Origin of the sequence: Pararhizobium sp. (genome assembly GCF_965279435.1) — a bacterium.
In the GTDB taxonomy this organism is placed as follows: domain Bacteria; phylum Pseudomonadota; class Alphaproteobacteria; order Rhizobiales; family Rhizobiaceae; genus Pararhizobium.
This window is the reverse complement of sequence record NZ_CBDIHY010000003.1, coordinates 3,036,811-3,057,851: the sequence shown is the minus strand read 5'-3', so window position 1 is coordinate 3,057,851 and position 21,041 is coordinate 3,036,811. Positions and strand designations below refer to the sequence as shown.

Here is a 21,041-nt window from a genome sequence, read left to right as displayed (position 1 = left end):
GCAAGCGATCATGACCGACGTGGACTTCAACATCATGCCCGTTCGCAAGGCTCGCCGTCATGTCTGGCATGGCCGGCGCGACCAGGTGCGCGATATTGCGCTTGCTGAAGGCCTAACGCTGAGTGTTCACGTCAGCATGCAGGCGCTGGAAGCAGACTGGCGCGGGCTGGAAGCGTCCCCCAACACCTCCCTGCATCAGGGTTTCGACTGGTGCGCCGCCTGGGCTGCGACCCATGCCAATCAACTGCTGTTGGTTCGCGGCAGGATCGGCCAGAAGACGGTGTTCATCCTACCGCTCGAACTGGTCCGCGGCCGGTTGTTCCGGACGGCGCGGTTTATCGGCTCGCCACACAGCAACATCAATACCGGGCTTTTCGCCGAGGATTTCGATCCGATCACCTGCACGAAGCTGGCCGCAGAGCTGATTGCCGACCTCTCGGCCAAGCTGTCGCGCGTCGCCGATATCGTGACGCTGGAGAAAATGCCGTTCGACTGGCATGGCACAAGCCATCCTCTTGCCTCGCTGCCGGCGGTTCGCAACCAGAATGCATCGTATCAGCTACCGCTTCTGGAAAACTTCGAAGCGACACTTGCCCAGCTCAATGCCAAGCGCCGGCGGAAGAAATTTCGCGTTTCAGAAAAGCGGCTGGAAGCGATGGGAGGCTACGAGCATATTGTTGCCACGACCAGCGCTGAACGGCGGCAGATACTCGACCTGTTTTTCGAACAGAAGGCCATCCGCTTCAAGGCGCTCGGCCTGCCGAATGTTTTCCAGGACGAGGAAACCAAGGCGTTCTTCCATGCGCTTGCAGCCGTGGAGCCGACGCATGAAGGCCAACCGCTCGAACTGAATGCGATCCGTTTGCGGGGACAAGAGAATGGCCGTGTCGTTGCCATTGCCGGTCTGTCGCGCAAGGGCGATCACGTCATTTGCCAATTCGGATCGATCGATGACGATATCGCGGCGGACGCCAGCCCTGGCGAGCTTCTGTTTTACCTAATCATCCGAAAATGCAACGCCGAAGGTGTAAAGCTGTTTGACTTCGGCATCGGCGACCAGGGCTACAAGCGTTCCTGGTGCACGGTCGAGACTATCCAGCGTGATATCATCCTGCCTTTGACGCTGCGCGGACGTCTGGCGGCTTCGGTGCATCGCACCGCTGTCCGGCTGAAATCCGGCATCAAGAAGAACAAAAAGGTTTACGCCTTCGTGCAGCGTCTTCGCCAGCGCCGCCAGACACCCGGTACGGCACCGGTGGCGGAAACAGACGGCGACTGAAACAGCTTTGGTTGATCAGGCCGCCCGGCGGCCCGAATTTCCCGGCTGCGGATAACCCGTACCTGTCATCAGCACGATCTCACCAAAGCCCGCTTCACCGAAACCGGTGATGAGCTCGATGATCTCCTCGTTGCCGACGGCTGGAGCCGAAATGATGATCTTCGTGTCGCGTGCGCGCGTCACCCTACGGATCGCGTTGACATCGGCAGGTCCGCATTCGATCAGCACCGTGTCATAGGCGTTCGACAGGGCATCGATGATCATCTGCAACCGCTCGATGCCACGCATGGCCAGCACCGGATCGGCATCGCCTTGCGGGATGATATGCGCGTCCGACAGCCGGTCAGCATGGATCGTCTCCGTGAACGGAACTTCGCCGACCAGCAGATTGGTGATCCCGGCGAGATCGGCCGTTTGCGCCATCAGGCGTGTCGGGCAGGCTGAACCGGTCAGGTCGATCAGGACGATCTTGCGTCCCTCCTCGGCCACCATGCGCGCCAGTGCCACCGCATTCACCGAGCCCTCGTCGCCCGCAGGCGACACGGAGATCGCGACACGCACATCGTCAGCACTCAGATGGTCGGCAACCGAAGCAATCGAAAAATCGTCTTCTTCCGGCTCGGCGATCTCAGGTTCGGCCGGTTCCTTTGCGACAGCTGCCGCAACGACGGGTTCCCGGGAAACAATCGGCGCCGCCTGCTCAGGCACCGCACGGGTCACCGTTTCCGACACGGGCTGGATAACCGCAGGCTGGATGTCCAATGGCTCGTCGTCAAACATCTCCTCTTCCCTGCGTCCGACCGGGCGCAAAGCCCTGCCACTGAACAGTTCGGAGAGCATGATGACGACGCAGCTGACCAGGAAGCTGGCAAAGGCCGCGACAATGGTGATTGGCAGCACTTTGGGGAAGCTGACTTCGGTCGGCTCGACCGCCTGTGAAATGACGCGGGCATCGGCCGGAGCCGCATTTTCGCCGCTGCGTGACGTCGCCTCGCGATAGCGCGCCAGGTAGGTTTCCAGCAGTTGCCGCTGTGCCGTGGCTTCCCGCTCCAGCGCCCGCAACCCGACTTCGTCCTCACCGGCCTTCGCCGAATTCGCCTTCAACGTATTAAGCTGCGCAATCAGCTGGCGTTCGCGCAGCTGGGCGACGTTGGCTTCATTTTCGAGGCTGCCAAGGATTTTTTTGGTTTCGCTCAATATCTGCGTTCTGATCCCCTGAAGCTGGGATTTCAATCCCTTCAGGCGCGGATGGCCATCGAGCAGGGTCGTCGACAGATCGGCAATTTGCCCCTGGATGTTGGATTCGGTCTCCTTCAGCCGCTGGATCATCGGCGAGGCGACGACATCGTTGAGTGAATCGACGGCCCGGCCACTGGCAAGCGCCGTGCGCACGTTTTCCGCCCGCGCCTCGGCATTGGCCCGTTCGCCGCGCACGCGGGCAAGCTCGGTCGAAATGTCGTTCAACTGTTTGGTCGCAAACGTGCCACCGGATTCACCGGTCAAAAGCAGATCGGACGATGCACGGTAATCGGCCACCTTGGCCTCGGCGTCGCGGACCTTTTCACGCAGATTGGCGATTTCCGGCTCCAGCCAGCGGCTGGCCTCCGAATTGGAATCAAGCTTGGCGCCGCTTTGCAGCGACAGGAAGACCTTGGCCATCGCATTCGGGATCGCGGCGGCGAGCTTTGGGTCTTCCGAGGTGAACTGCATCGCGATTACCCGCGATTTCTCCACCTGATAGACCTGCAGCTTCTTCTGGAATTCCTTCAGCACACGCTCTTCGGGTGGCAGATCGAGCGGGTTCTTCTTGATACCGAGCATGACAAGCACATCGGAAATTGCCGACGGGTTCGTGGTCGGATCGAATTCCGGCAGCTCGTACAATTTCATCTCGCGGGCGACCTGCTTGATCAGATCGGCCGAGCGCAGTACCTGCACCTGACTGGAAATACCGGATTCGTCGAACGGGCTATCGGCCGTCTGCGTCTGCACCTGGTTGGCGCCGCTGAATTCCGCCTGACGCGATTCAATCAGAAGCCGCGCTTCGCCCTGATATTCGGGGCTCATCAGGTTGGCGCCGATAAAGGCCAGTCCACCGAATGCCACGGTCGCCAACAGCACCCTGCCCCGCCGGCGCCAGATGGCGCGGAACAGTCCGCCGAGATCGATATCTACATCCTGATGACCGTCGTTGACGCCCGACATGCGTTTTACCTCGAACCTTCACAACTCTGCGCCACCGTAAACAAACATGGTAACGCAACAGTTAATGCGGTTTGCCGATACAACTCATCCAAAACGCCTGAACCAGCGGTAAACTTCTCACCTATAGTAAAATTCTTCGCAGCCTTTACTGCCTATTAACCCTAACGGATTGATAACATCAGGCCATGACATGGTTTCTGGAGCGCGAGAGCCCGATGACATCCGCACGTATGAAAACAGGCCCGGCCTTGGCCGTACTCTCGCTGTGCCTTGCAATTTCAGGGTGCAGCAGCTATCAGCCCGCGCCCAAGGCTTTCCATGAAGCAACCATCCAGCCCTATCGCGTCGATAGCGGCGACAAGCTGCGCATCAGCGTCTTCGAGCAGGCAGGTCTCACCGGCAGCTACACCGTCGATCAGGCAGGCTACGTCGCCTTCCCGCTGATCGGTGCCGTACCATCACGTGGCCATACCCTGCCAGAAATGGAAAAGACCATCGCCAGCAAGCTGCGCGAAGGTTACTTGCGCGATCCGGATGTGACGATCGAGGTCGATCGCTACCGCTCCGTCTTCATCATGGGCGAAGTCGGCCAGGCCGGGCAGTATTCCTATGTGCCGGGCATGACCGTCCAGAACGCCATTGCCGTTGCCGGCGGTTATTCGCCGCGTGCCAACCAGGCCAATGTTGATGTCACCCGCAAGATCAACGGCCGCATTCTCACCGGCCGGGTCTCGATCTCCGACCCGATCATGGCCGGCGACACGATCTATGTACGCGAGCGGCTGTTCTGACGGCATGCCGGACCCACAGCCGCTGCGTATCATTCATTGTTTCAGGTCGCCCATCGGTGGAATCTTCCGGCACGTGCGCGATCTGGCGGAGGCGCATGCGCGGCAGGGCCATGAGGTCGGCATCGTCTGCGACAGCACGACGGGCGGAAGCTACGAAGATGCCCTTTTCGACGAGATAAGGCCGTTTCTGGCGCTGGGTCTCGTGCGGCTGCCGATCCGGCGGTCCGTTGGTCCTGCAGACCTCGCCGCACTGTGGAAAAGTTACAAGGAAATTAGAAGTTTGCAGCCTGATATCCTGCACGGTCACGGCGCCAAAGGTGGCGTTCTGGCCCGGATCATCGGCTCAGCCTTGCGGGTGAACAGGTATTGCGTTGCCCGTCTTTATTCGCCGCATGGCGGCAGCTTGCACTATAGCAAGAACAAGCCGTCCGGCAAAATCGTGTTCCTGCTCGAGCGTCTCCAGGAGTACCTGACCGACGCCATCGTCTTCGTTTGTGATTTCGAGCGCAGGACCTACGAGGACAAGGTCGGCAGGCCGAAAACCCGCAGGGAGCTCATCTATAACGGCATCGACGACCGTGATTTCGAGACCGTCTATGCCCGCCCGGATGCGGTGGATTTTCTCTATATCGGCATGCTGCGCGACCTGAAGGGGCCTGATCTTTTCATCGATGCCTTTGCCAGAACCGAGCGGAACATCGGCAGGCCGCTCTCTGCGATGATGGTCGGCGATGGTCCGCAAAAGGATGAATACGAACAGATGATGCTGGAACTTGGCCTTGGCCGCCGTATCCAGATGCTGCCGGCAATGAAGGCGCGCGATGCCTTCGCCTTCACCCGCAACGTCGTCGTGCCGTCACGCGCCGAATCCATGCCCTATATCGTTCTGGAAGCCCTGGCTGCCCGCAAGCCGGTGATTGCCGCGCGCGTGGGTGGCATTCCGGAGGTTCTAGGGCCCAATAGCGCCGCTCTCGCCAAGCCCAACGATGCCCAGTCGCTTGCCGACGTGATGACGGCCGCGATGACGCAGCAGGACTGGGCAGCGACAGTGATGCCCGAAGCCGAGGCCTTCAAGCAAGCCTTTGCAACCTCCACGATGTCCGCCAGCATGATGCGGCTCTATCGCCAGCTTGTGCCGGAAAAGGCCACCGGGCGGGGAACATCGGCGAAGTACCCGTAAGCGTTTCTTAGGGGCTTTCTGCTATCCCGAAGGGACACAACGGGCCGGGCGGATATCATGGACCAGATCGATAAACCGGATTCTTTCGACACCGACGCATTGCGCAAGAAGATTTCGGAGATCCGGACCATTGCGCCGGGTGAGAAACGGGACGACGAACCGAAGCGCGAACTCAATGCGCTGGCACGCAGGATTGCATCGCAGTTCCGCACCGATACCTATTCTCCCAACATGATCATCGGCCTGATGCGGCTGTTTGAATTCACCGCGCTGTTTGCCATAGGCTATGCCATCCACATGCTCTATGTCGCACCACCGCTAGAGGAACTGCTCGGCTATTGCGGTCTCATCGCCAGCGGCTCGGCACTAACCGTGATATTCCTGCAGCTTTGCGACGGTTATCAGGTCCCCACCCTCCGCTCGGTCACCCGGGCCATACCCCGGCTGATCGGCTGCTGGACGCTGGCCTTCGCCTCCATGACACTGGTGCTGTTTTTGCTCAAGACCGGCGAGAGCTTCTCTCGCCTCTCCTTCGGTGGCTGGTACGTGCTGGGTGGCATCTTCCTGGTTGCAGAACGCGCTTTTGTGGCGTTCTCCATCCGCCGCTGGGCCCGCAACGGCATCATGGAGCGCCGCGCCGTCATCGTCGGTGGCGGCCAGCCCGCCAAGGACCTGATCCGCTCGCTCGAACAGCAGACCGATAACGATATCCGCATCTGTGGTATCTTTGATGACCGTGACGAGCGCCGCTCCCCGGGGATCATCGCCGGCTACCCGAAGCTTGGCACTGTTGCCGAATTGGTCGACTTTGCTCGCCTTACCCGCATCGACATTCTGATCATCGCCCTGCCGCTATCGGCAGAGAAACGCATTCTGGAACTTCTGAGAAAGCTCTGGATTCTGCCGGCCGACATCCGGCTTGCCGCCCATGCCAACAATCTTCGATTCCGGCCGCGCAGCTACTCGCATGTCGGCCAGGTGCCGATGCTCGACATTTTCGACAAGCCGATCGCTGATTGGGATTCGGTGGCCAAGCGCATCTTCGACGTGTTCTTCAGTATCGTCGCACTGCTCGTTCTCTGGCCCGTGTTCATCGGTGCTGCGATCGCCGTGAAGATCAGTTCGCCGGGACCGGTCATCTTCAAGCAGAAGCGCCACGGCTTCAACAACGAGACGATCGACGTCTACAAGTTCCGCTCGATGTACACCAACATGAGCGACCCGACGGCGCGCAATGCCGTCACCAAGGGCGATCCGCGCGTTACCCGCGTCGGCCGTTTCCTGCGCAAATCCTCGATCGATGAACTCCCGCAAATTTTCAATGTGCTACGTGGTCAGTTATCGCTTGTCGGCCCGCGTCCGCATGCGGTTCTAGCCCAGACCGCCGAACGCACCTATTCCGATGTCGTCGAAGGCTATTTTGCCCGCCACCGCGTCAAGCCAGGTGTGACTGGCTGGGCGCAGATCAATGGCTGGCGCGGCGAGATCGACAATGACGAAAAGATCAAGTTCCGCACCGCTTTCGACCTCTACTACATCGAAAACTGGTCGCTGTGGCTGGATCTGAAAATCCTGTTCCTGACGCCGATCCGGCTGCTCAACACGGAAAATGCCTATTGAGCACGCCAGCCGCCACGCCTGCCGCAGCGTTTCGCCCGCAGATGGCTGCCGTCGCCATGCTCGGCTCGGCAATGGTGACCTTCGGCGTCTTCCTGTCCGGCTTCGTCATCGCGGAACCGGCTCCGTATGAAGTCTTCATGGCGGCCCTGATCGGCAGCTGGTTCATTTTCGGTCTGAAGATCTCGCGCTCAGTCGCGCCGCTTCTGGCTTTGCTCATCCTGTTCATGACCGGGGGCATTCTGTCGCTGACGGTGATGAGCGACCTGGCCACGGCACCGATGTACATGGCGGTGTCCGGCTTCCTCTGCCTCACATCGGTCTTTTACGCCGCCATCATCGAAGCCCGCCACGAGCGGCTGAAGCTGATCTTTGACGCCTGGGTTGCCGCCGGCGTCATCACCTCGCTGCTTGGCATTCTCGGTTATTTCGGCGCCATTCCGGGGGCTCAGAATTTCACGCTCTACGACCGTGCCAAGGGCGCCTTCCAGGATCCCAATGTTTTTGGCCCGTTCCTGGTCGCGCCCTCGCTCTACATGATGTACCGGCTGCTCACCGAGCGCATCACCACGGCACCGATCAGAGCCGTTGCCATCCTGATCATGGCGCTCGGGTTGTTTCTCTCCTTTTCGAGAGCCGCCTGGGCGCTCTATCTGTTCTGCGCCTGCGCGCTCGTCCTCGTCATGTTGTTGAAGGAACGCACCGGCGCGTTCCGTCTGAAAATTCTTGTGCTTGCGCTCAGCGGCGCCTTGCTGATGGTTGTGGCGCTCGTCGTCGCCCTACAGATTCCGCAGGTTGCCGACCTCTTTTCCAGCCGCACTCAACTCGTGCAGGAGTATGATGGCGGCCATCTCGGCCGTTTCGACCGCCACAAGATCGGCTTCCTGATGTCGATGGAAAAACCGCTCGGCATCGGCCCGATGGTGTTCAGCACGATGTTTCCAGAAGATGAGCACAATATCTGGCTGAAGTCGCTAACCTCTTACGGCTGGCTGGGTTTCGTCTCCTACGTCACGCTGATCATCTGGACGGTCTCGATGGGCTTTCGCTTCCTGCTGCTCGACCGTCCCTGGCAGCCCTATCTGATGATCGCCTGGATCGTGCTGATCGGCCATGCCGGCATCGGCAATGTCATCGACACCGATCACTGGCGGCATTTCTTCCTGCTGCTGGGCATCATCTGGGGCTGCGGCGCGCTCGAATACCGTCATCGCCGCAGCCTCAAGGCGCGGCAAGTGCGCCGCGCCTCCCCGGCGCCAACGCTGCGTTAACGTCAATCCTGTACATAGAGTGACACAGGTCGGCTCCACATCGGCACCGGCGGCGGATTGTCAGAATGAACATCGACCCCTTTATTCCCGGCGCTGAAAACGGCCTGCGCATCCTCCAGGTGCTCGAGCCGAGCGGCGGCGGATCAGGCCGCCATTTCCTCGATCTCTGCCGTGGTCTGCATCAGCGTGGCCACCATGTCGAAGCGGTCTATTCGCCGCTCCGGGCGGAAGACGCCTTCGTCCGCGAACTGAAATCGCTTGCCCTGCCCGCCGTGCACGCCGTCGCCATGAAACGGTCGCCCGGACTGTCTGATATCGCCGCCCATCGCGCCTTACGGTCCATCATCAACAACGGCACGCCCTTCGACATCGTCCACGGTCATAGCTCAAAGGCCGGCGCGCTGACCCGCCTGCGCCTGCCCGGTATCCATGCGCCGCGCGTCTACACCCCACATGCCTTTCGCACCATGGACCCGACGCTCGGCAGGATCGGCCGGCTGATCTACGGCAGCATCGAAACCATCCTGGCCAAGCTGTTCACCGATCACCTGATCTGCGTCTCCGACGACGAATATGCCCATGCCCTGTCGCTCGGCATGCCCGCCCGCAAACTCTCCGTCATCATCAACGGGGTGGCCCCGCCGCCGCTCGACATGGCAAACACAGTGCGGGCGAGTTTCGGCATTTCGGCAGATACGTTTGTCTTCGGCTTTGTCGGCCGTCTGTCGCCGCAAAAAGCGCCCGGACGCCTGATCGAGGCCTTTCGCAATGCCGCTTCACGGTTGCCCAATGCCGAGCTGATCATGGTCGGTTCCGGCGAGCTCGAACAGGAGGTTCGCACGGCGATCGCCGAAAGCGGTGTGCAGAAGCGCATTCGCCTGACGTCCGCCTTCACCGGCCCGCAGGCCGTTCCCGCCTTCGATGTTCTTGTCATGCCGAGCCGTTACGAGGCGATGTCCTATGTCATGCTGGAAGCCGCAGCCTCAGGAAAACCGATCGTCTCCACCGATGTCGGCGGCGCGTCGACCGCCATCGACAAGGACAAAAGCGGCCTGATCGTGCCCAATGACGGCGATACCGCCAAACTCGCCAACGCCATGGTGGAAAGTGCAAACCCGGAGCGTTACCGGCAACTGACAGAGGCGGCACTTGGCCGGATGGCGAATTTTTCGATGGGCCAGATGATCGACAAGACCGAAGCAGTCTACCGGCGGCTAGTCGCCACGCGATAGACGGCCGAATCGTCAAAGCGGCGCCCCGATCTGCTATCGGCAGGTGTATCCTGGCGGTCAAACCCCATTTGGCGGGATGCCGCAACAGGCCCAGTAGGGCGGCATGATCACCCTTGCGCGCACCAGCCCTGCTTGCCGCCGGATACGCGCCGGGCGAGCCCTTCGGACACCAGCATATCGCCGATCGAGCGCCCTTGCCCGACTGTCACCCGGGCATCCGGACCGGAGGCGCTGACCAGTTGGACTTCACCGGCATTGAGAAGCTCCCAGAGCCGTTTCTTTGCCAATGAGCCGAGCTTGCGCTCATCGTCGCACTTTGCCTGTTTGATTTTCGGTGTCTGGATATCGGCGATCTGTATCTTTCGCCGTCCATACCAGAACGTGCCGCCATCGACGACGCAGTTTTCCAGCGTTTCGGTGCAGAAATAAAACGCCCCAGGCTTGCGGCCGGAAGTCTTTTGCTCATCCATGGTTTTTAGCGCGCCGACATTCACAGCCGCTTGCTCAACCGGGCGCATCGCCGGCATCGCCAGTGCAGGCTTTGCCGAAGGCTGCGATGTCTGAACACGTTTTTCCGGAGCGGACTGTTTCTCCGCGGGCCGCGACTTGGCGATCGATGCCGTATAGAACGGCGCCGTCATCGGCAGGATCTGTGCGCGGTGATCGTAGACCAGGACCGCGCTCACCGACAACACGCCGGCCAGATACCACGGCCACATGCTTGTCCTGGTCTGCTTGCGGCTGGTGCGCCGCTTCTGACCTTTTCTGACTGCCGTCTTCGCCATCACCCAATCCCCGATTCGCCCGCGCATTGTCGCGGCAAGGGATTGCCGAAAACTTTAAGCATCGGGAAAATTTGTCGGTGCGAGCGAGATTGCGCTGTATCCGGCAACAGTGGAACCCATTCCGGCTTTTTCCAGCAATTTGCAGCATTTTCCAAAATCAGCACTTGCGCGCCAAGGTCCGATTATATACGGCTTTCCTCGGTTCGGAGCGTAGCGCAGCCCGGTAGCGCACTTGACTGGGGGTCAAGGGGTCGTGGGTTCGAATCCCGCCGCTCCGACCATTTTGTTTCAAGGACTTACATGCGGTCCTCGATATTCGGAAATCCCCCAGATTTCCCGCCGGGTAACAAAAGGGGTAACGGTTGATTACCCGCTCCCTTGTTCCTCCTCCTCCCCCATGATCAGATACCCTCGGGTAACGGGGAGAGAATCATATGCCTGATTCGAATGGTTCGAATACAATCTGGTTCTGGGACTTCCTCGCCAAAACACAAAACGTTTTTTGGCTTGAGTGGGCGAAGACAATCTTCGATCTGTTGAAGGGGATCGCTTGGCCACTGGTGGTATTCTTACTCTTCTTCATGTTTCGAGCCCAACTCCAGGAAAGAATAAAGCATCTTGTTTCGGCTGGCCCGACTGGTGCGGTATTCCAGCCATCTCAGCCGAGCGAGCCACCAACACCGTCAACCTTGAAAACGGTGCGTCATCCGATGTCTATGGTGAACGAGAACATAGAGCTAATCCAACGACAGCTCTTGGACATCCCCGAAAACGAGCGAACCACAAGGCTAATCTCAGCTTTGGCTGAGGCCCAGATTGAAGCACAGTTCGAGTTTTTGTTCGGCAGCGTTTTCGGAAGCCAGATTGCAGCGCTCAGAGTACTAGCACGCGGAATGGTCACTTTGGACGAAGCCAAAAAATTCTTTGAAGAGGAGGTCGTGCCCCTTAATAAAACGATCTACTCCGAGTGGGGATTCGATGAATGGTCGCGGTTCCTCACGAGCCAGCAACTGGCCGAAATCAATGGTGATCATGTTGAGATAACCGATCGCGGGAGGGACTTCCTTCTGTTTGTTGACGTGAAAAAAGCCGGGGTTCCGCGGTACAACTGATATCCGAATCTAGTCAGAGGTGGGTGTTTTGCCTGCACATCTTGTTTACTACTTTCGATTGTGGCCTTATCGCAATAACGAGAGAGGAGAATCGGATGGAATTATCAAAGACTGAAGCAATTCGGATATCACAACTTACACCGGCGCAGTTGGATGACGAGCTTCAAGCGGCGGGTTTTCGGGCTATGGCAAGACCGTTTCCGGAATACGAAGCCCCGGACGTCAAATGGGATCCTGTAGTTTTCCCCGAAGCGGGATCATTAGCCGATTCAATATTGGATGAGGTGAAATCCGATTCGCGTCGTGCGTTCCTGCTGTATCTTGTAGAAATCGACCGCGTCGTGTCTCGTTGATCTTTAACTAGAATTTTTTTCTTCAATTTCAATTTGCAGGGACTGAGATGTACACAGCATTTGATCCATTTTTAAACGTTGATACTTGGCACACCAGCCACCCAACCGATGATCGCCGCTTTTACATAGCCTTGGCCACGGTTGTTAAAAATCCCGGCTTCAGCCCGGATGAAATGGGAGAATACATGCGAAACTCCAAAGGCATCACCTTTGATACGCGCATCGAAAACCTCGTTCACAGCGCATGGGCTGTGCGGGAATATCTCCAGGCGACAGGCGTAATCCCCAGTCCATAAGCATTACCCAGCAGATTGATTTTAAACACAGGGATGACAAAGAATGCCCACTATTTCAAAGGCGGAGATTTGGCGCGGCGGAGAGACTTCTAACAAGGTCACAAAAGAACGAAGGAGCGTTTACGTCGGCACAGGGGGGCCAAACAAGGACCGGGAAACCGATGCAGGAGTTACGGTTCACCTGAGCCTCAAGTCGAAGGGAGGCGGTGTCTCAAACGTCGCGGTATTTTTCCCACCTACGACATTCGACGCAGTTGTTCGAGAGATGGTGAAAACAGATCGGGAAGCGACAATCGCTGCGTTTGCCAAAGCTGTTTTGAAGTGAACTTGTAGATTTGACGGTACGCCCCATCGTCCTGATTTCGGACGATGGGATAGTGATAGAGGTTGAGCGCCGCACGACTAAGGCTTCGCTTACATGTGAAAGATCGAGGATTACAATTCTGTGCCACATGCGACGATTAATCTGCCGACCGCTGCGTTGGAGCATGTTCTGTATTGGGCAGAAGACTTAGAGTCGTTTGCCTTGCACGATAGCCTGGTGATTGATTGCGGCGATGGGCGCTTTTTTTCGCCCTTCGCGATGCTTCTAACCGGCACAAAAATTAAGCTTTTTAGACAGCGAAATCCCAAGGTAAGGATAGAATTTCGGAACTTCGAGAAGCATGAATATCTAGCTCATATGGGTTTTTTTCATCTCTGTGGTCTAGATTACGGTCGTGAAGTGGGAGAAGCCGTTGGAGGTGAGAACTACCTCCCCATCACATGCATAGCGCGCGACCAGTTCTACGAGGCTGACTCAGACAAATATTCGGAGATCCAGGACCTCATCCAGCGCCATGTCGATCGTCTTGCTTTAGTTCTCGTTCGCGATAAGACTGACAATCCTGTGCTGTTCGATGTCCTGAGCTTTGGTGTTCGCGAGATGATGCGAAATGTATTTGAGCACAGTCAGTCTCAATCTCTCCACTACTGCGCACAATACTGGCCCAAAAGCAAAAAGGTTGAGTTTGCCATTACTGACTTTGGGGTTGGTATCCGGCGAGCTCTCGCTGAGAACCCGAATTTTAGATATCCGTCCGATAAAGAGGCCATTGAATGCAGTCTCTGGCCGAGCGTTTCGGGCAAAACCCACTTGCCTCCAACATCCCAGACTTGGGGGAACTCTGGATACGGTCTTTTCATGACAAGCTCACTCGCTAGATGCGGCGGCAATTTTGTCATCGTGAGCGGATCCAAAGCCATACACCTCACTCGCAAGAACAAATACAACTACGATACTGCATTTCCGGGCACGGCGATTCGGATGAACTTTGCAGCAGATGAGATCGGCGACGTCCAAGCTCGCCTTTCAGAGTTCAGGATTGAGGCACAACGACTTAGTAAACTCGCTGGCGGTTCCGCGCGTCCACCTTCCGCAATGTCATTGTTGCTTCGAAAGCCGCTTATCCGTAGGTAAGACCGTGCCTAAGCCGCGATCTGGAACTCCCGATCGAAGACTGCCGGCGAGATCGTCGGGAATGGCAGGATGCTGCCAGGGGTAGGCTCGGCTTTAGCTTCCGCAATACGTTTCCGATAGTGCCAAGTATTCCGGCATTTCGGCCCGCAGAACCTCGCATTTCCGTGCTTAGCCTCGAACGTCTTGGAACACACGCAGCACTCGAATTCGCTGGTCTTCCAAGCGACCATTCGGCAGGCAACACTGCAATACTGCTGCCTCCGACCGCCCTTCTGATGATCGACGAACGCCGCCTGGCATTGCCCGCAAGTCCGGTGTCGGGTCGGGTTCGTCTGCGCAATGTTGGCGCAATCGTATGAACAGAACTTCTGGTCGGCGTATGCGCTGCGATATGGTGTCGTGCATTGCCTGCAGGCCCGTTCCGGCGCCGTGAGGTGAGAAAGTACGTACCAGCTGTGGGCGTAGGCCTGCCGGTTGGCGTACCGGTTGAGGTCAGGTTTGCAGAGAGCGATGGCGTTTTTGCAGATGAATGAACAGTAGCGCTCCCGATTAGCGATCATTTCATCTGGGAGATCGCAACTGCAGTGGAGGCACCGCTCTTTTCCGCTGGTGTATTGCCGCTGCCCCTGAAACCAAGTGGGGCGCTTTGCTCCCATTTTGTCAAAGGCGGCGGAGATCAGCGCGGCCGATTCATCGTCGGATGGCTGCCATCCATTTCCTGCGAGGCAAAGAACAGACCGGATGCTGGCGCGGATCGGACCCTCACTCTCAAAAACCGACAGGCGGTAATCCTTCAGAATATCAATTATTTCGCCGACGACGCGGTTGCGCATCTTGCCTTGGATCAGCGTTTTGCGAGGCCGGATTTTTCGAGTGAAATTCGAAAGGTGAACCATTTTAGCCTCCCGGAAATATTGCGTCGAAAAGTGTCGGCGCCAAATCGCCGGCGGGGCGTTGCTTGGCCGGTTTGGTGCCGTCGCCCGCCGGCGCGTGGGTGGCTGCGTAATGCGAAAGGAAAGCTTGATCCATCGCTGTAATCACTTCGACGTGGTGAGGCTGCAGCGGCCAGCGCATGACACGGCTGTAGGACTCGATATCGACGTACGATATCGCATTCGGGCCACCCATGTGCCACGTACGGGCGCGGTGGAGATCGACGAACCATTGCCAGTAAAGCTCTCCGCCGGCCGGAAGCCGCGGACGGCCGCCGTCACGAAGGTTGCTGCAAAGCGCCTCAACCATCTGGCCAAGCATCCGCATCAACGCTTCCTCGGATTGGCGTTGATCTGTTTGACACGGTCAGGCATCGTCTTGTTGTAGTTGGAGATCCCGGTAGTGGTTGCCGCTCTGGCTTCCTCCTGAGCGACCCTCTTGGTGTAGGCGCGCAAAGCGCCGTCGTCGGCGACGGAGACCTCCACGGCGACGTTGACGTCCTGATGGCCACCACCCGCACCACGGAGATCAACGGGGATCCGGCGGCCGTCCGGCAGCGGTACGGCGGCTTCTGGTCCGGCCTCCGCGAATATTGACGGGCGATCGGAAACGCCGCCCTTGGCGAACGTTGGCATGCCGACGGACCTCATACCCGCCCAGGGATCAGCCGAACCGCCGCCGCCCAGCAGACCGCCCAAGAATCCGAAAAGACCCCCGCCGCCGCTGCTCGCGTTTTTCACCTGAAAAATCGCGTCGAGGACATTATCGACCAGAGTGTCTGCTAGCTTAGACAGACCGTTGATCACGGCATCGGTGGCACTCACACCATTGCGCATGTCCTGGATGAAACCCGACGTGACATCTTTGCTTGTGCTTGCCCAGTTTTCTGCAGCTTGTCGGACGTTGTCTTGTTTCTCCGCAAGCTGCTCGGCCGCCACGGAGGCGTCAGCATAGCCCTGAGCGAGCGCATCCATGTTGGCCGTCATTGCTGGCGTGATCGCAATACCGGCGTTCTGTGCAGCGGTCAGCAAGTCCTGCTTGGCGCGCGCCTTCTCGACTGCGAATCCATAGTCATCGATCAGCGGATTGACGCCAGCCTGCGCGGCGGTCTCCGCCTGAAGGGCGGAGGTACGCTCTTTGATGGCGGCAATTTCACGCTGCAGCTCATCCACTGATTTGGACGAGCTTCCCTTGCCGCCGCCCTTGGTCGAAGGGGGAACCGAGTAATCGGACAGGCTGATCGGTTTCACAACTGGCGTCGCAGGCAGACGGCTGGTTTTTGGGGTGGCGCCGGTGCCATCAAACGCTTGATTGATGCGGTTCTGAATAGCGTCCCCTTCCATGCCGGCGCCGATCGGGCGGCCGTTGAGAACGTCTTGGTTGGCCTTGGAAATCGCAGAGAGGACGCCGGGCAATCCGCCCAAGGCGTTTTTAAGCTCGTTCACCTTCGAGATCCCGCCGGCCAACCAGCCTACGAACTTGCCAAGGTCACTCTCGGAGACCTGCGACACGACGGCGCCGAACCCCTGCACAAACCCGGCCAGCTCCTGCAGGGCGCCGCCCATGATTTTGCTGGCGCTGGTCGCGTCGTCCAGTTTTCCCGCAGTGTCGACCAGAACATTTTGCAGGCGGACGAAGTTCTGCGAGACGGTCATTTCCGACGAGGCGACCTTTGCCTCGAGCGTGGCCGCTCCCGCCTCAAATGCTCGGAAGAACGCCTCGCTGCTAACCTTGCCATCAACCACGAGCGTGCGCAGACGAGAGACGGAGCCGCCTGCCTCCTTCAGGCCAGCAGCGACGGCTTGCGCGATTGTGGGGGTGCCTTCGAGGACAGAGTTGAATTCTTCAGCCCGGACCACCCCACCGCCAAGCGCTTGGGACAGCTGGAGGAGCGCGCCGCTGGCCGCCTGCGCGTCTGTTCCGCCCACGCGCAGCGCCAGGGAGACCTTATCTGTGAAATTGATCAGCTCGGCCTGCGACACCCCAAGTTCCTTTTGGGTGAGCGAGAGGCGCGAATACAACGTCGCCATTGATTCAATCGGCGCGGCATTCTTCTGCGCGGATGCATACAACGCATCGTAGACCGCCGTCAGCTGCTCGCCCTCGAGTCCTGCGACCTTCAGGGCGTTCTGGATGCGGGTCGCGGTATCAATGAGCTGTTGAGCCGCTCTAAGCCCTGCGGTCGTCACCAGGCCAGCGGCGAATGTTTTGCCGAAATCACCGACACGGCTTCCCACGGAAGCGAAAGCCCGGTTGATCCGGAGCGTCGATCTGATGGCGTCGGCCTCCATCTGCCTTGTGGCTTTTCGGCTGGACAGCGACATTTCGCGGTATGCGCGCGCGGTCACGCCGGCGGCTTTGGCCATTTGTTTTTCGAGGGCGCCGATCTTGGCGATCACTTCGATGGCAAGCTGTTCGTTGTCGGCTGGCATAGCAGCACTCCTTTACGCGAAGGCCCACTCGGCCATGTCGCCTTCGAAATCGTCATAGGATGAGCGTCCAGAATCGCCGGCGGCGGCGCGAGCGACGGCCATGGCGCTGGCGACGGCGCCGTCAATCCGGTCTTTTGATTTGCCTTTGTGGAAGGTCGGCACGTCGGTTTTCGAGGTGTCCATTGCGATGTTCTCGAAGTTCCAACGAAGCACCGGGTGCGCACCGTGGCGGAAGTTCCGCCCGACGATCGCGCGCTCGAGGACTTTCGCGGCCGGTCCCATCGTCACCCAGCCCTGGCGCATTTCGACCACCTGCGATACGCCGTCTTTCTGCAGACTGTTCATCATCTGCCGTCCGAGATGCGGATCGAATGCGATTTCGCGTACGTTGAACCGGGCGGCAAGCTCGCGGACCTGATCTTCGACCGCGTCGAAATCCACGACATTGCCTTCGGTCGGGGCAATGAATCCATCCTTGGCCCACTGCGGATATGGCACACCATCACGGTCCGCGCGCCGCTGCAGGTTGTCGCCTGGGCAGAAATACCAGGGCCACACAACGAATTCGTCGTTGATCTTCCAGCACGCCACGATGACGGTCAAATCCGTGGTCGATGACAAGTCGACGCCCAGCCAGCACGGATGCTGTTCGGCCTCCATCTCCTCGAGATCGACTACACCGGCGCCCTCGTCATAGGTCCGCATTTCAACGAATGGCGACAGGCTGTTATCCTGCCGGATCCCCAAAAAGAATTGCTCGAATGCCGCCCGGTCCGACGGCCGCTCCTTGGCCTCAATAGCAAGCTGTCGGAGGGATGGCAGGTCCGGATAACCGTATGCAAGGCCGGGCAGAACTTTTGCCCATGTGGATTCATCATCCCATTGGTCGTCGCGGCTGCCTTCGAAAACAATGGGGAGGAATGTGGGATCAATGACCTCGCTGGACTGCACCTTTTTCGCGTATTCGTAGACCGCGAAATCAGGGGATTCATTGCCTCGTCCGGCGGTCGTTGCTACGATCACCAACGATCCGGCCACCTTCGATGCACCAAGGCGCATCGCTTGCCAGAGATCGGCCTTCTTATGAGCCCAAAGCTCATCCACCAGGACGAACGTCGGCGTTCTCGCATGCGCACGAGATCCATCCGATGCCATCGCCTCGAAAAAGCTTCCACTCTTCGGATGCGTGAGCCGGTTCTTCGAGTCGACCGGCCGGGACGCGCCGGCGAGCTGCGGGATTTCGTCAACGATGGACATGGCTTCTTCGAACGCCACGCGGGCCTGTCCTTGGTCAGCCGCGACAACAAAATTCTGGCCACGCGGAATACGTTCTGGGCCGTATGTGTGCAAAAGCGCTAGGGATGCCGCCAGTGAGGTCTTCCGCGAACCCTTGCCAACCTGCAAGTAAACCGTCCGAACCGTACGGGCGCCGTGCCCTGTGGCCGGTCCATAGATCGCCTTGACAATGCGCTCAAATGGCGGGTCAAGCTGGAAGGCCTTCCCCGGCAGACGACTCTTAGGATGTTTCAGGAGGCGCAGGAAATCGACGGCGCGCTGGCCGTAGCCGAACGGATCGGCGATCGGGGAGTCATCATAGATCCATGCCAGCCCATCCATCGTCAGCGTCTCCTTCCTTTTTCGGGGTGAAACCTGCTTTCGATCGTGCGGCCGGGCTGATTCCGAGTTCGGCAGCAAGGCGAGCCGTGGCGTCCAGAGCTTTCGACAACAGGCCGGAAGCCGGGTTTGGTTTCAGTTTTTCGTGAGCGCTGGATACCAGCAAGCCATGCTTGGCAATCGCGACCTGGCATTCTCGCACCGTCCAGCGGGCGACGAGATAAGACTCGAGCAAGCCCAAGGCGGGCGTGGTGAGGATCTGGCGCTCTGCCATATCGCGGCCGATCGCATCCCACTCGGCAATGAAATCCGCTGGGATGCATGCCGGCGCCTTCGGCACGCCGCTCAATCCGCCATCAACCGCTTTCAGATCCGCCTTGCGGCCTCGTGTACTCACTGATTCACCGCTCGAATGCATCTGAGTTCAAGGCCTTTGCGGCGTTGAATCTCTTTGATTTCCTTGATGTTGAAATAACCACCGTCGAAATGGACGCGGTCCGCATTGGTGACGCCGTCGAGATACCTGCAGCGAAAAATGATGACCGTTTGGTCGGTCGCGCCGTGCTCGACAAACTCTTCGGTGGAGGATTGGACGACTTGCGCACGCAAGGTCGCAAGGGCAGCGAAACCGGGTGTCGGAGTGCCATAGTCATCCACGCCACCGGTATCGTAACGGTCAATCCGAATGGTCTTATCGAGGTTTCCTGCGCGCATTTCACACCTCCTCAATGATGGCTTCGACGGTGACAACGGCATGCGAGGTCAGGCCGTCCGAATCTCGCAGAAATCGGGTGCGGGAAACGTAGGCGTCAACACAGTGGAAGCCGCTGTCCAGCGCCAGGCGACCAGCTTTGACGGTCGCGCGGATGGCGCCTGCGATGGCCTTGCAGCCTGCCGTGCTCGGCTCCCGCTTCCAGACATGCAGATCGGCCACGATGCGGGTTCGCGTGCGGCCTATGGTGCCGCCGTCATCTACCGATACGCCTTCGCCGATGACTATGCTCGGGTCAGGGTTTGGTCGCTCGTTCCTGTCCAAAATGGATGCCGCCGGCACCAATGCAGTCACCGCGGGCGTGGCCACAAGACGGCTGCGAAGGCCTTTTTGAAAGACAAGTTCAGCACTCACTTCGAACCCCATGATTCTTTTGCGGCTTTGGCAAGTGCACGACGCATTTTCGAGGCCACTTTCTTCTTGTTGATATCAACAGCGGGCCAGAAATATGGCTGTGCATCTGCGGTTTTCGTGCCGTATTCGACAAGGTGCGGATAGCGAACCTGGTCGTTGCCGACGGTCACCATTGCCGCGCCTTCAGGCACAACGGTGCGGCCGCCGGGTTGGGAATATTCCGGTGTCGACTGTCCGGCCGGCGTGACTTCGATCGAGTCGATGAGATCGCCTGAATCCTTCGACGCCTGCGCGAAATGCCTGGCGTCCGCTGCGATAATTTCAGCACCCTCGATCGCAGCCGCCGCTGCAGCTTCCTTGACGCGCGCCGGGATCGCGTTCAGCCGCTGCATGATGCGTGACAATCCGCCGTCCTTGGCCATGGTCAGAAACTCCAGTTGCGGTAATCTCGAATGATGTCATCGAAACCGTAGGGCATGATCTGCGCCGAAACCCCGATCGCGGTCGTTTCACGATTTTCGTAGAGGTGCGCAGCCAGCATTGCGACGGCATGTACAAGCGCTGGTGGAATTGGCTCCTGGTCAGCACCGCCATATGTCGCTTCGATCCGGTAGCCCAGTTGCCGCTCTGCGATGTTCTGAGACGCGGCAATCAGGCGGGTCAGCAGGGCATCATCACCGGCTCCAAGGTCATCGAAGAGGTTCAGTTGGGCCTTCAATTCGGCGATTGTCAGGATCATCTGGCGGACCTTTTCGGCGATAAAAAACTAAAGCTAATTAAAAAACATCCTGCGCGTCTCTCCCCCCGCCGGTCCCTTTGATCGACCGAAAGTCTGGGACCACCCGGGTGTGCAGGTCAGGTTGCGGAAGCGTTCTTGCGCACGACGTTCGAATTGACCGCCAAGCTGATGTTAAGCTTCATGCTGTCATTAGCGCCGTCGAGCTGTTCGTTGGCGGACATGATCAACGCGGCAAACTTGCGTTCGGACGGCTTGGGGCTGGCGCCGACGGCAGGTGCATCATTGAAAACCAGCTTGAACCCAAAGGCGACTTTACTCTTCTCGGCCGCGATGGCGGCTAACTGGCCGGCATCTGCGTAATTGATCGACGCAACCACCTCCATCGTTCCTGCGGAGCGCGTGCCCTTCAAGGTGATGTCTCGTGCTCTACCGATATGGGACACTGTGGTTGCCTGCGAGGTATCGCCAAGCGATCCAAGGTTCTCTAGGCCAGTAATCTCAGTCCACACCATCGACGTGAAATCTGCCTCGACAAGATCTTCGTCGGTATCGTCCATCGCTGTACCGATGTAGAGCTTGGCGCCTGCTGTTGCGAATACGGGCATAGTCAGATCCTT

Annotated in this window: 23 protein-coding genes and 1 tRNA gene; 12 read left to right on the top strand and 12 right to left on the bottom strand. The window is 58.7% G+C overall.

All coding sequences use genetic code 11. The annotated features are described in order from the left end of the window. Positions 1-10: 10 nt before the first annotated feature. Positions 11-1,279, top strand: a complete 1,269-nt coding sequence (locus tag ACQY8Q_RS20510; RefSeq protein ID WP_428428252.1) for a GNAT family N-acetyltransferase — start codon at positions 11-13, stop codon at positions 1,277-1,279. A gap of 15 nt (positions 1,280-1,294) precedes the next feature. Here the strand turns inward: ACQY8Q_RS20510 and ACQY8Q_RS20505 are convergent, their stop codons facing one another. Beyond that, entirely contained in the window at positions 1,295-3,484 is a 2,190-nt protein-coding gene (locus ACQY8Q_RS20505) for a GumC family protein (RefSeq protein ID WP_428428251.1), read from the bottom strand. A 230-nt stretch (positions 3,485-3,714) separates the two neighbouring features. On the opposite strand from ACQY8Q_RS20505, the gene ACQY8Q_RS20500 reads away from it, so the two are divergent. The 5 genes from ACQY8Q_RS20500 (at position 3,715) to ACQY8Q_RS20480 (ending at position 9,575) form a co-directional block, all read left to right on the top strand. After that, the gene (locus ACQY8Q_RS20500; RefSeq protein WP_428429834.1) at positions 3,715-4,275 is read left to right on the top strand and encodes a polysaccharide biosynthesis/export family protein; all 561 of its coding nucleotides are present in this window, start codon (positions 3,715-3,717) and stop codon (positions 4,273-4,275) included. Between the two features lie 4 nt (positions 4,276-4,279). Then, positions 4,280-5,455, top strand: a complete 1,176-nt coding sequence (locus ACQY8Q_RS20495) for a glycosyltransferase family 4 protein (protein ID WP_428428250.1) — start codon at positions 4,280-4,282, stop codon at positions 5,453-5,455. 57 nt (positions 5,456-5,512) lie between these two features. Next, positions 5,513-7,075, top strand: a complete 1,563-nt coding sequence (locus ACQY8Q_RS20490; protein ID WP_428428249.1) for an undecaprenyl-phosphate glucose phosphotransferase — start codon at positions 5,513-5,515, stop codon at positions 7,073-7,075. Between the two features lie 41 nt (positions 7,076-7,116). Next, positions 7,117-8,343: an O-antigen ligase family protein gene (locus tag ACQY8Q_RS20485; RefSeq protein WP_428429833.1), complete on the top strand. Its 1,227-nt coding sequence runs from the start codon at positions 7,117-7,119 to the stop codon at positions 8,341-8,343. Between the two features lie 65 nt (positions 8,344-8,408). After that, positions 8,409-9,575, top strand: a complete 1,167-nt coding sequence (locus ACQY8Q_RS20480; RefSeq protein ID WP_428428248.1) for a glycosyltransferase family 4 protein — start codon at positions 8,409-8,411, stop codon at positions 9,573-9,575. A gap of 107 nt (positions 9,576-9,682) precedes the next feature. Here ACQY8Q_RS20480 and ACQY8Q_RS20475 read toward each other — a convergent pair whose 3' ends face one another. Next, positions 9,683-10,360: a hypothetical protein gene (locus ACQY8Q_RS20475; protein WP_428428247.1), complete on the bottom strand. Its 678-nt coding sequence runs from the start codon at positions 10,358-10,360 to the stop codon at positions 9,683-9,685. Positions 10,361-10,564: 204 nt separating this feature from the next. On the opposite strand from ACQY8Q_RS20475, the gene ACQY8Q_RS20470 reads away from it, so the two are divergent. The 6 genes from ACQY8Q_RS20470 to ACQY8Q_RS20445 all read left to right on the top strand — a co-directional run bounded on the left by ACQY8Q_RS20470 (position 10,565) and on the right by ACQY8Q_RS20445 (position 13,580). Further along, positions 10,565-10,641: transfer RNA gene (locus tag ACQY8Q_RS20470), tRNA-Pro, on the top strand. 153 nt (positions 10,642-10,794) lie between these two features. Then, positions 10,795-11,472: a hypothetical protein gene (locus ACQY8Q_RS20465; protein ID WP_428428246.1), complete on the top strand. Its 678-nt coding sequence runs from the start codon at positions 10,795-10,797 to the stop codon at positions 11,470-11,472. A gap of 95 nt (positions 11,473-11,567) precedes the next feature. Continuing rightward, the gene (locus ACQY8Q_RS20460; RefSeq protein WP_428428245.1) at positions 11,568-11,825 is read left to right on the top strand and encodes a hypothetical protein; all 258 of its coding nucleotides are present in this window, start codon (positions 11,568-11,570) and stop codon (positions 11,823-11,825) included. Positions 11,826-11,872: 47 nt separating this feature from the next. Continuing rightward, positions 11,873-12,121 (top strand): hypothetical protein, encoded by a 249-nt coding sequence (locus ACQY8Q_RS20455; protein WP_428428244.1) that lies wholly within the window; start codon positions 11,873-11,875, stop codon positions 12,119-12,121. A gap of 43 nt (positions 12,122-12,164) precedes the next feature. Continuing rightward, positions 12,165-12,446, top strand: a complete 282-nt coding sequence (locus ACQY8Q_RS20450) for a hypothetical protein (RefSeq protein ID WP_428428243.1) — start codon at positions 12,165-12,167, stop codon at positions 12,444-12,446. A gap of 120 nt (positions 12,447-12,566) precedes the next feature. Next, a complete protein-coding gene (locus tag ACQY8Q_RS20445; protein WP_428428242.1) occupies positions 12,567-13,580 on the top strand; it encodes a hypothetical protein in 1,014 nt (337 codons plus the stop codon). An 8-nt stretch (positions 13,581-13,588) separates the two neighbouring features. Here the strand turns inward: ACQY8Q_RS20445 and ACQY8Q_RS20440 are convergent, their stop codons facing one another. The 10 genes from ACQY8Q_RS20440 to ACQY8Q_RS20395 form a co-directional block, all read right to left on the bottom strand. Next, positions 13,589-14,476, bottom strand: a complete 888-nt coding sequence (locus tag ACQY8Q_RS20440) for a hypothetical protein (RefSeq protein ID WP_428428241.1) — start codon at positions 14,474-14,476, stop codon at positions 13,589-13,591. A gap of 1 nt (position 14,477) precedes the next feature. Then, on the bottom strand, positions 14,478-14,840 hold the full coding sequence (locus ACQY8Q_RS20435) for a phage tail assembly chaperone (RefSeq protein WP_428428240.1): 363 nt from the start codon (positions 14,838-14,840) through the stop codon (positions 14,478-14,480). After that, positions 14,840-16,945: a tape measure protein gene (locus tag ACQY8Q_RS20430; RefSeq protein WP_428428239.1), complete on the bottom strand. Its 2,106-nt coding sequence runs from the start codon at positions 16,943-16,945 to the stop codon at positions 14,840-14,842. The genes ACQY8Q_RS20435 and ACQY8Q_RS20430 overlap by 1 nt, the downstream gene beginning before the upstream one ends. Positions 16,946-16,957: 12 nt before the next feature. After that, positions 16,958-18,562, bottom strand: a complete 1,605-nt coding sequence (locus ACQY8Q_RS20425) for a terminase large subunit (protein WP_428428238.1) — start codon at positions 18,560-18,562, stop codon at positions 16,958-16,960. Further along, a complete protein-coding gene (locus ACQY8Q_RS20420; RefSeq protein WP_428428237.1) occupies positions 18,537-18,977 on the bottom strand; it encodes a phage terminase small subunit P27 family in 441 nt (146 codons plus the stop codon). Before ACQY8Q_RS20420 ends, ACQY8Q_RS20425 begins: the two co-directional genes overlap by 26 nt. Next, a complete protein-coding gene (locus ACQY8Q_RS20415; protein WP_428428236.1) occupies positions 18,953-19,273 on the bottom strand; it encodes a phage head closure protein in 321 nt (106 codons plus the stop codon). Before ACQY8Q_RS20415 ends, ACQY8Q_RS20420 begins: the two co-directional genes overlap by 25 nt. Position 19,274: 1 nt before the next feature. Further along, positions 19,275-19,685 carry a DUF3168 domain-containing protein gene (locus ACQY8Q_RS20410; protein WP_428428235.1) on the bottom strand — a complete coding sequence of 137 codons (411 nt, stop codon included), beginning with the start codon at positions 19,683-19,685 and terminating at the stop codon, positions 19,275-19,277. Next, entirely contained in the window at positions 19,682-20,107 is a 426-nt protein-coding gene (locus ACQY8Q_RS20405; protein WP_428428234.1) for an HK97-gp10 family putative phage morphogenesis protein, read from the bottom strand. Before ACQY8Q_RS20405 ends, ACQY8Q_RS20410 begins: the two co-directional genes overlap by 4 nt. A gap of 2 nt (positions 20,108-20,109) precedes the next feature. Continuing rightward, positions 20,110-20,424, bottom strand: coding sequence for a head-tail connector protein (locus ACQY8Q_RS20400; protein WP_428428233.1), 315 nt, complete (start codon positions 20,422-20,424; stop codon positions 20,110-20,112). 116 nt (positions 20,425-20,540) lie between these two features. After that, the gene (locus tag ACQY8Q_RS20395; RefSeq protein WP_428428232.1) at positions 20,541-21,029 is read right to left on the bottom strand and encodes a hypothetical protein; all 489 of its coding nucleotides are present in this window, start codon (positions 21,027-21,029) and stop codon (positions 20,541-20,543) included. Between the last annotated feature and the right edge of the window lie 12 nt (positions 21,030-21,041).

Coding starts and splice junctions, on each gene's coding strand:
- ACQY8Q_RS20420 (WP_428428237.1), bottom strand. CDS start 18,977: ATGCATTCGAGCGGTGAATCAGTGAGTACACGAGGCCGCAAGGCGGAT.
- ACQY8Q_RS20435 (WP_428428240.1), bottom strand. CDS start 14,840: ATGCGGATGCTTGGCCAGATGGTTGAGGCGCTTTGCAGCAACCTTCGT.
- ACQY8Q_RS20450 (WP_428428243.1), top strand. CDS start 12,165: ATGCCCACTATTTCAAAGGCGGAGATTTGGCGCGGCGGAGAGACTTCT.
- ACQY8Q_RS20510 (WP_428428252.1), top strand. CDS start 11: ATGACCGACGTGGACTTCAACATCATGCCCGTTCGCAAGGCTCGCCGT.
- ACQY8Q_RS20495 (WP_428428250.1), top strand. CDS start 4,280: ATGCCGGACCCACAGCCGCTGCGTATCATTCATTGTTTCAGGTCGCCC.
- ACQY8Q_RS20490 (WP_428428249.1), top strand. CDS start 5,513: ATGGACCAGATCGATAAACCGGATTCTTTCGACACCGACGCATTGCGC.
- ACQY8Q_RS20425 (WP_428428238.1), bottom strand. CDS start 18,562: ATGGATGGGCTGGCATGGATCTATGATGACTCCCCGATCGCCGATCCG.
- ACQY8Q_RS20480 (WP_428428248.1), top strand. CDS start 8,409: ATGAACATCGACCCCTTTATTCCCGGCGCTGAAAACGGCCTGCGCATC.
- ACQY8Q_RS20395 (WP_428428232.1), bottom strand. CDS start 21,029: ATGCCCGTATTCGCAACAGCAGGCGCCAAGCTCTACATCGGTACAGCG.
- ACQY8Q_RS20400 (WP_428428233.1), bottom strand. CDS start 20,424: ATGATCCTGACAATCGCCGAATTGAAGGCCCAACTGAACCTCTTCGAT.
- ACQY8Q_RS20465 (WP_428428246.1), top strand. CDS start 10,795: ATGCCTGATTCGAATGGTTCGAATACAATCTGGTTCTGGGACTTCCTC.
- ACQY8Q_RS20500 (WP_428429834.1), top strand. CDS start 3,715: ATGAAAACAGGCCCGGCCTTGGCCGTACTCTCGCTGTGCCTTGCAATT.
- ACQY8Q_RS20440 (WP_428428241.1), bottom strand. CDS start 14,476: ATGGTTCACCTTTCGAATTTCACTCGAAAAATCCGGCCTCGCAAAACG.
- ACQY8Q_RS20405 (WP_428428234.1), bottom strand. CDS start 20,107: ATGGCCAAGGACGGCGGATTGTCACGCATCATGCAGCGGCTGAACGCG.
- ACQY8Q_RS20415 (WP_428428236.1), bottom strand. CDS start 19,273: ATGCGCGCAGGAAACCTCGATAAGACCATTCGGATTGACCGTTACGAT.
- ACQY8Q_RS20430 (WP_428428239.1), bottom strand. CDS start 16,945: ATGCCAGCCGACAACGAACAGCTTGCCATCGAAGTGATCGCCAAGATC.
- ACQY8Q_RS20455 (WP_428428244.1), top strand. CDS start 11,873: ATGTACACAGCATTTGATCCATTTTTAAACGTTGATACTTGGCACACC.
- ACQY8Q_RS20505 (WP_428428251.1), bottom strand. CDS start 3,484: ATGTCGGGCGTCAACGACGGTCATCAGGATGTAGATATCGATCTCGGC.
- ACQY8Q_RS20460 (WP_428428245.1), top strand. CDS start 11,568: ATGGAATTATCAAAGACTGAAGCAATTCGGATATCACAACTTACACCG.
- ACQY8Q_RS20475 (WP_428428247.1), bottom strand. CDS start 10,360: ATGGCGAAGACGGCAGTCAGAAAAGGTCAGAAGCGGCGCACCAGCCGC.
- ACQY8Q_RS20485 (WP_428429833.1), top strand. CDS start 7,117: ATGGCTGCCGTCGCCATGCTCGGCTCGGCAATGGTGACCTTCGGCGTC.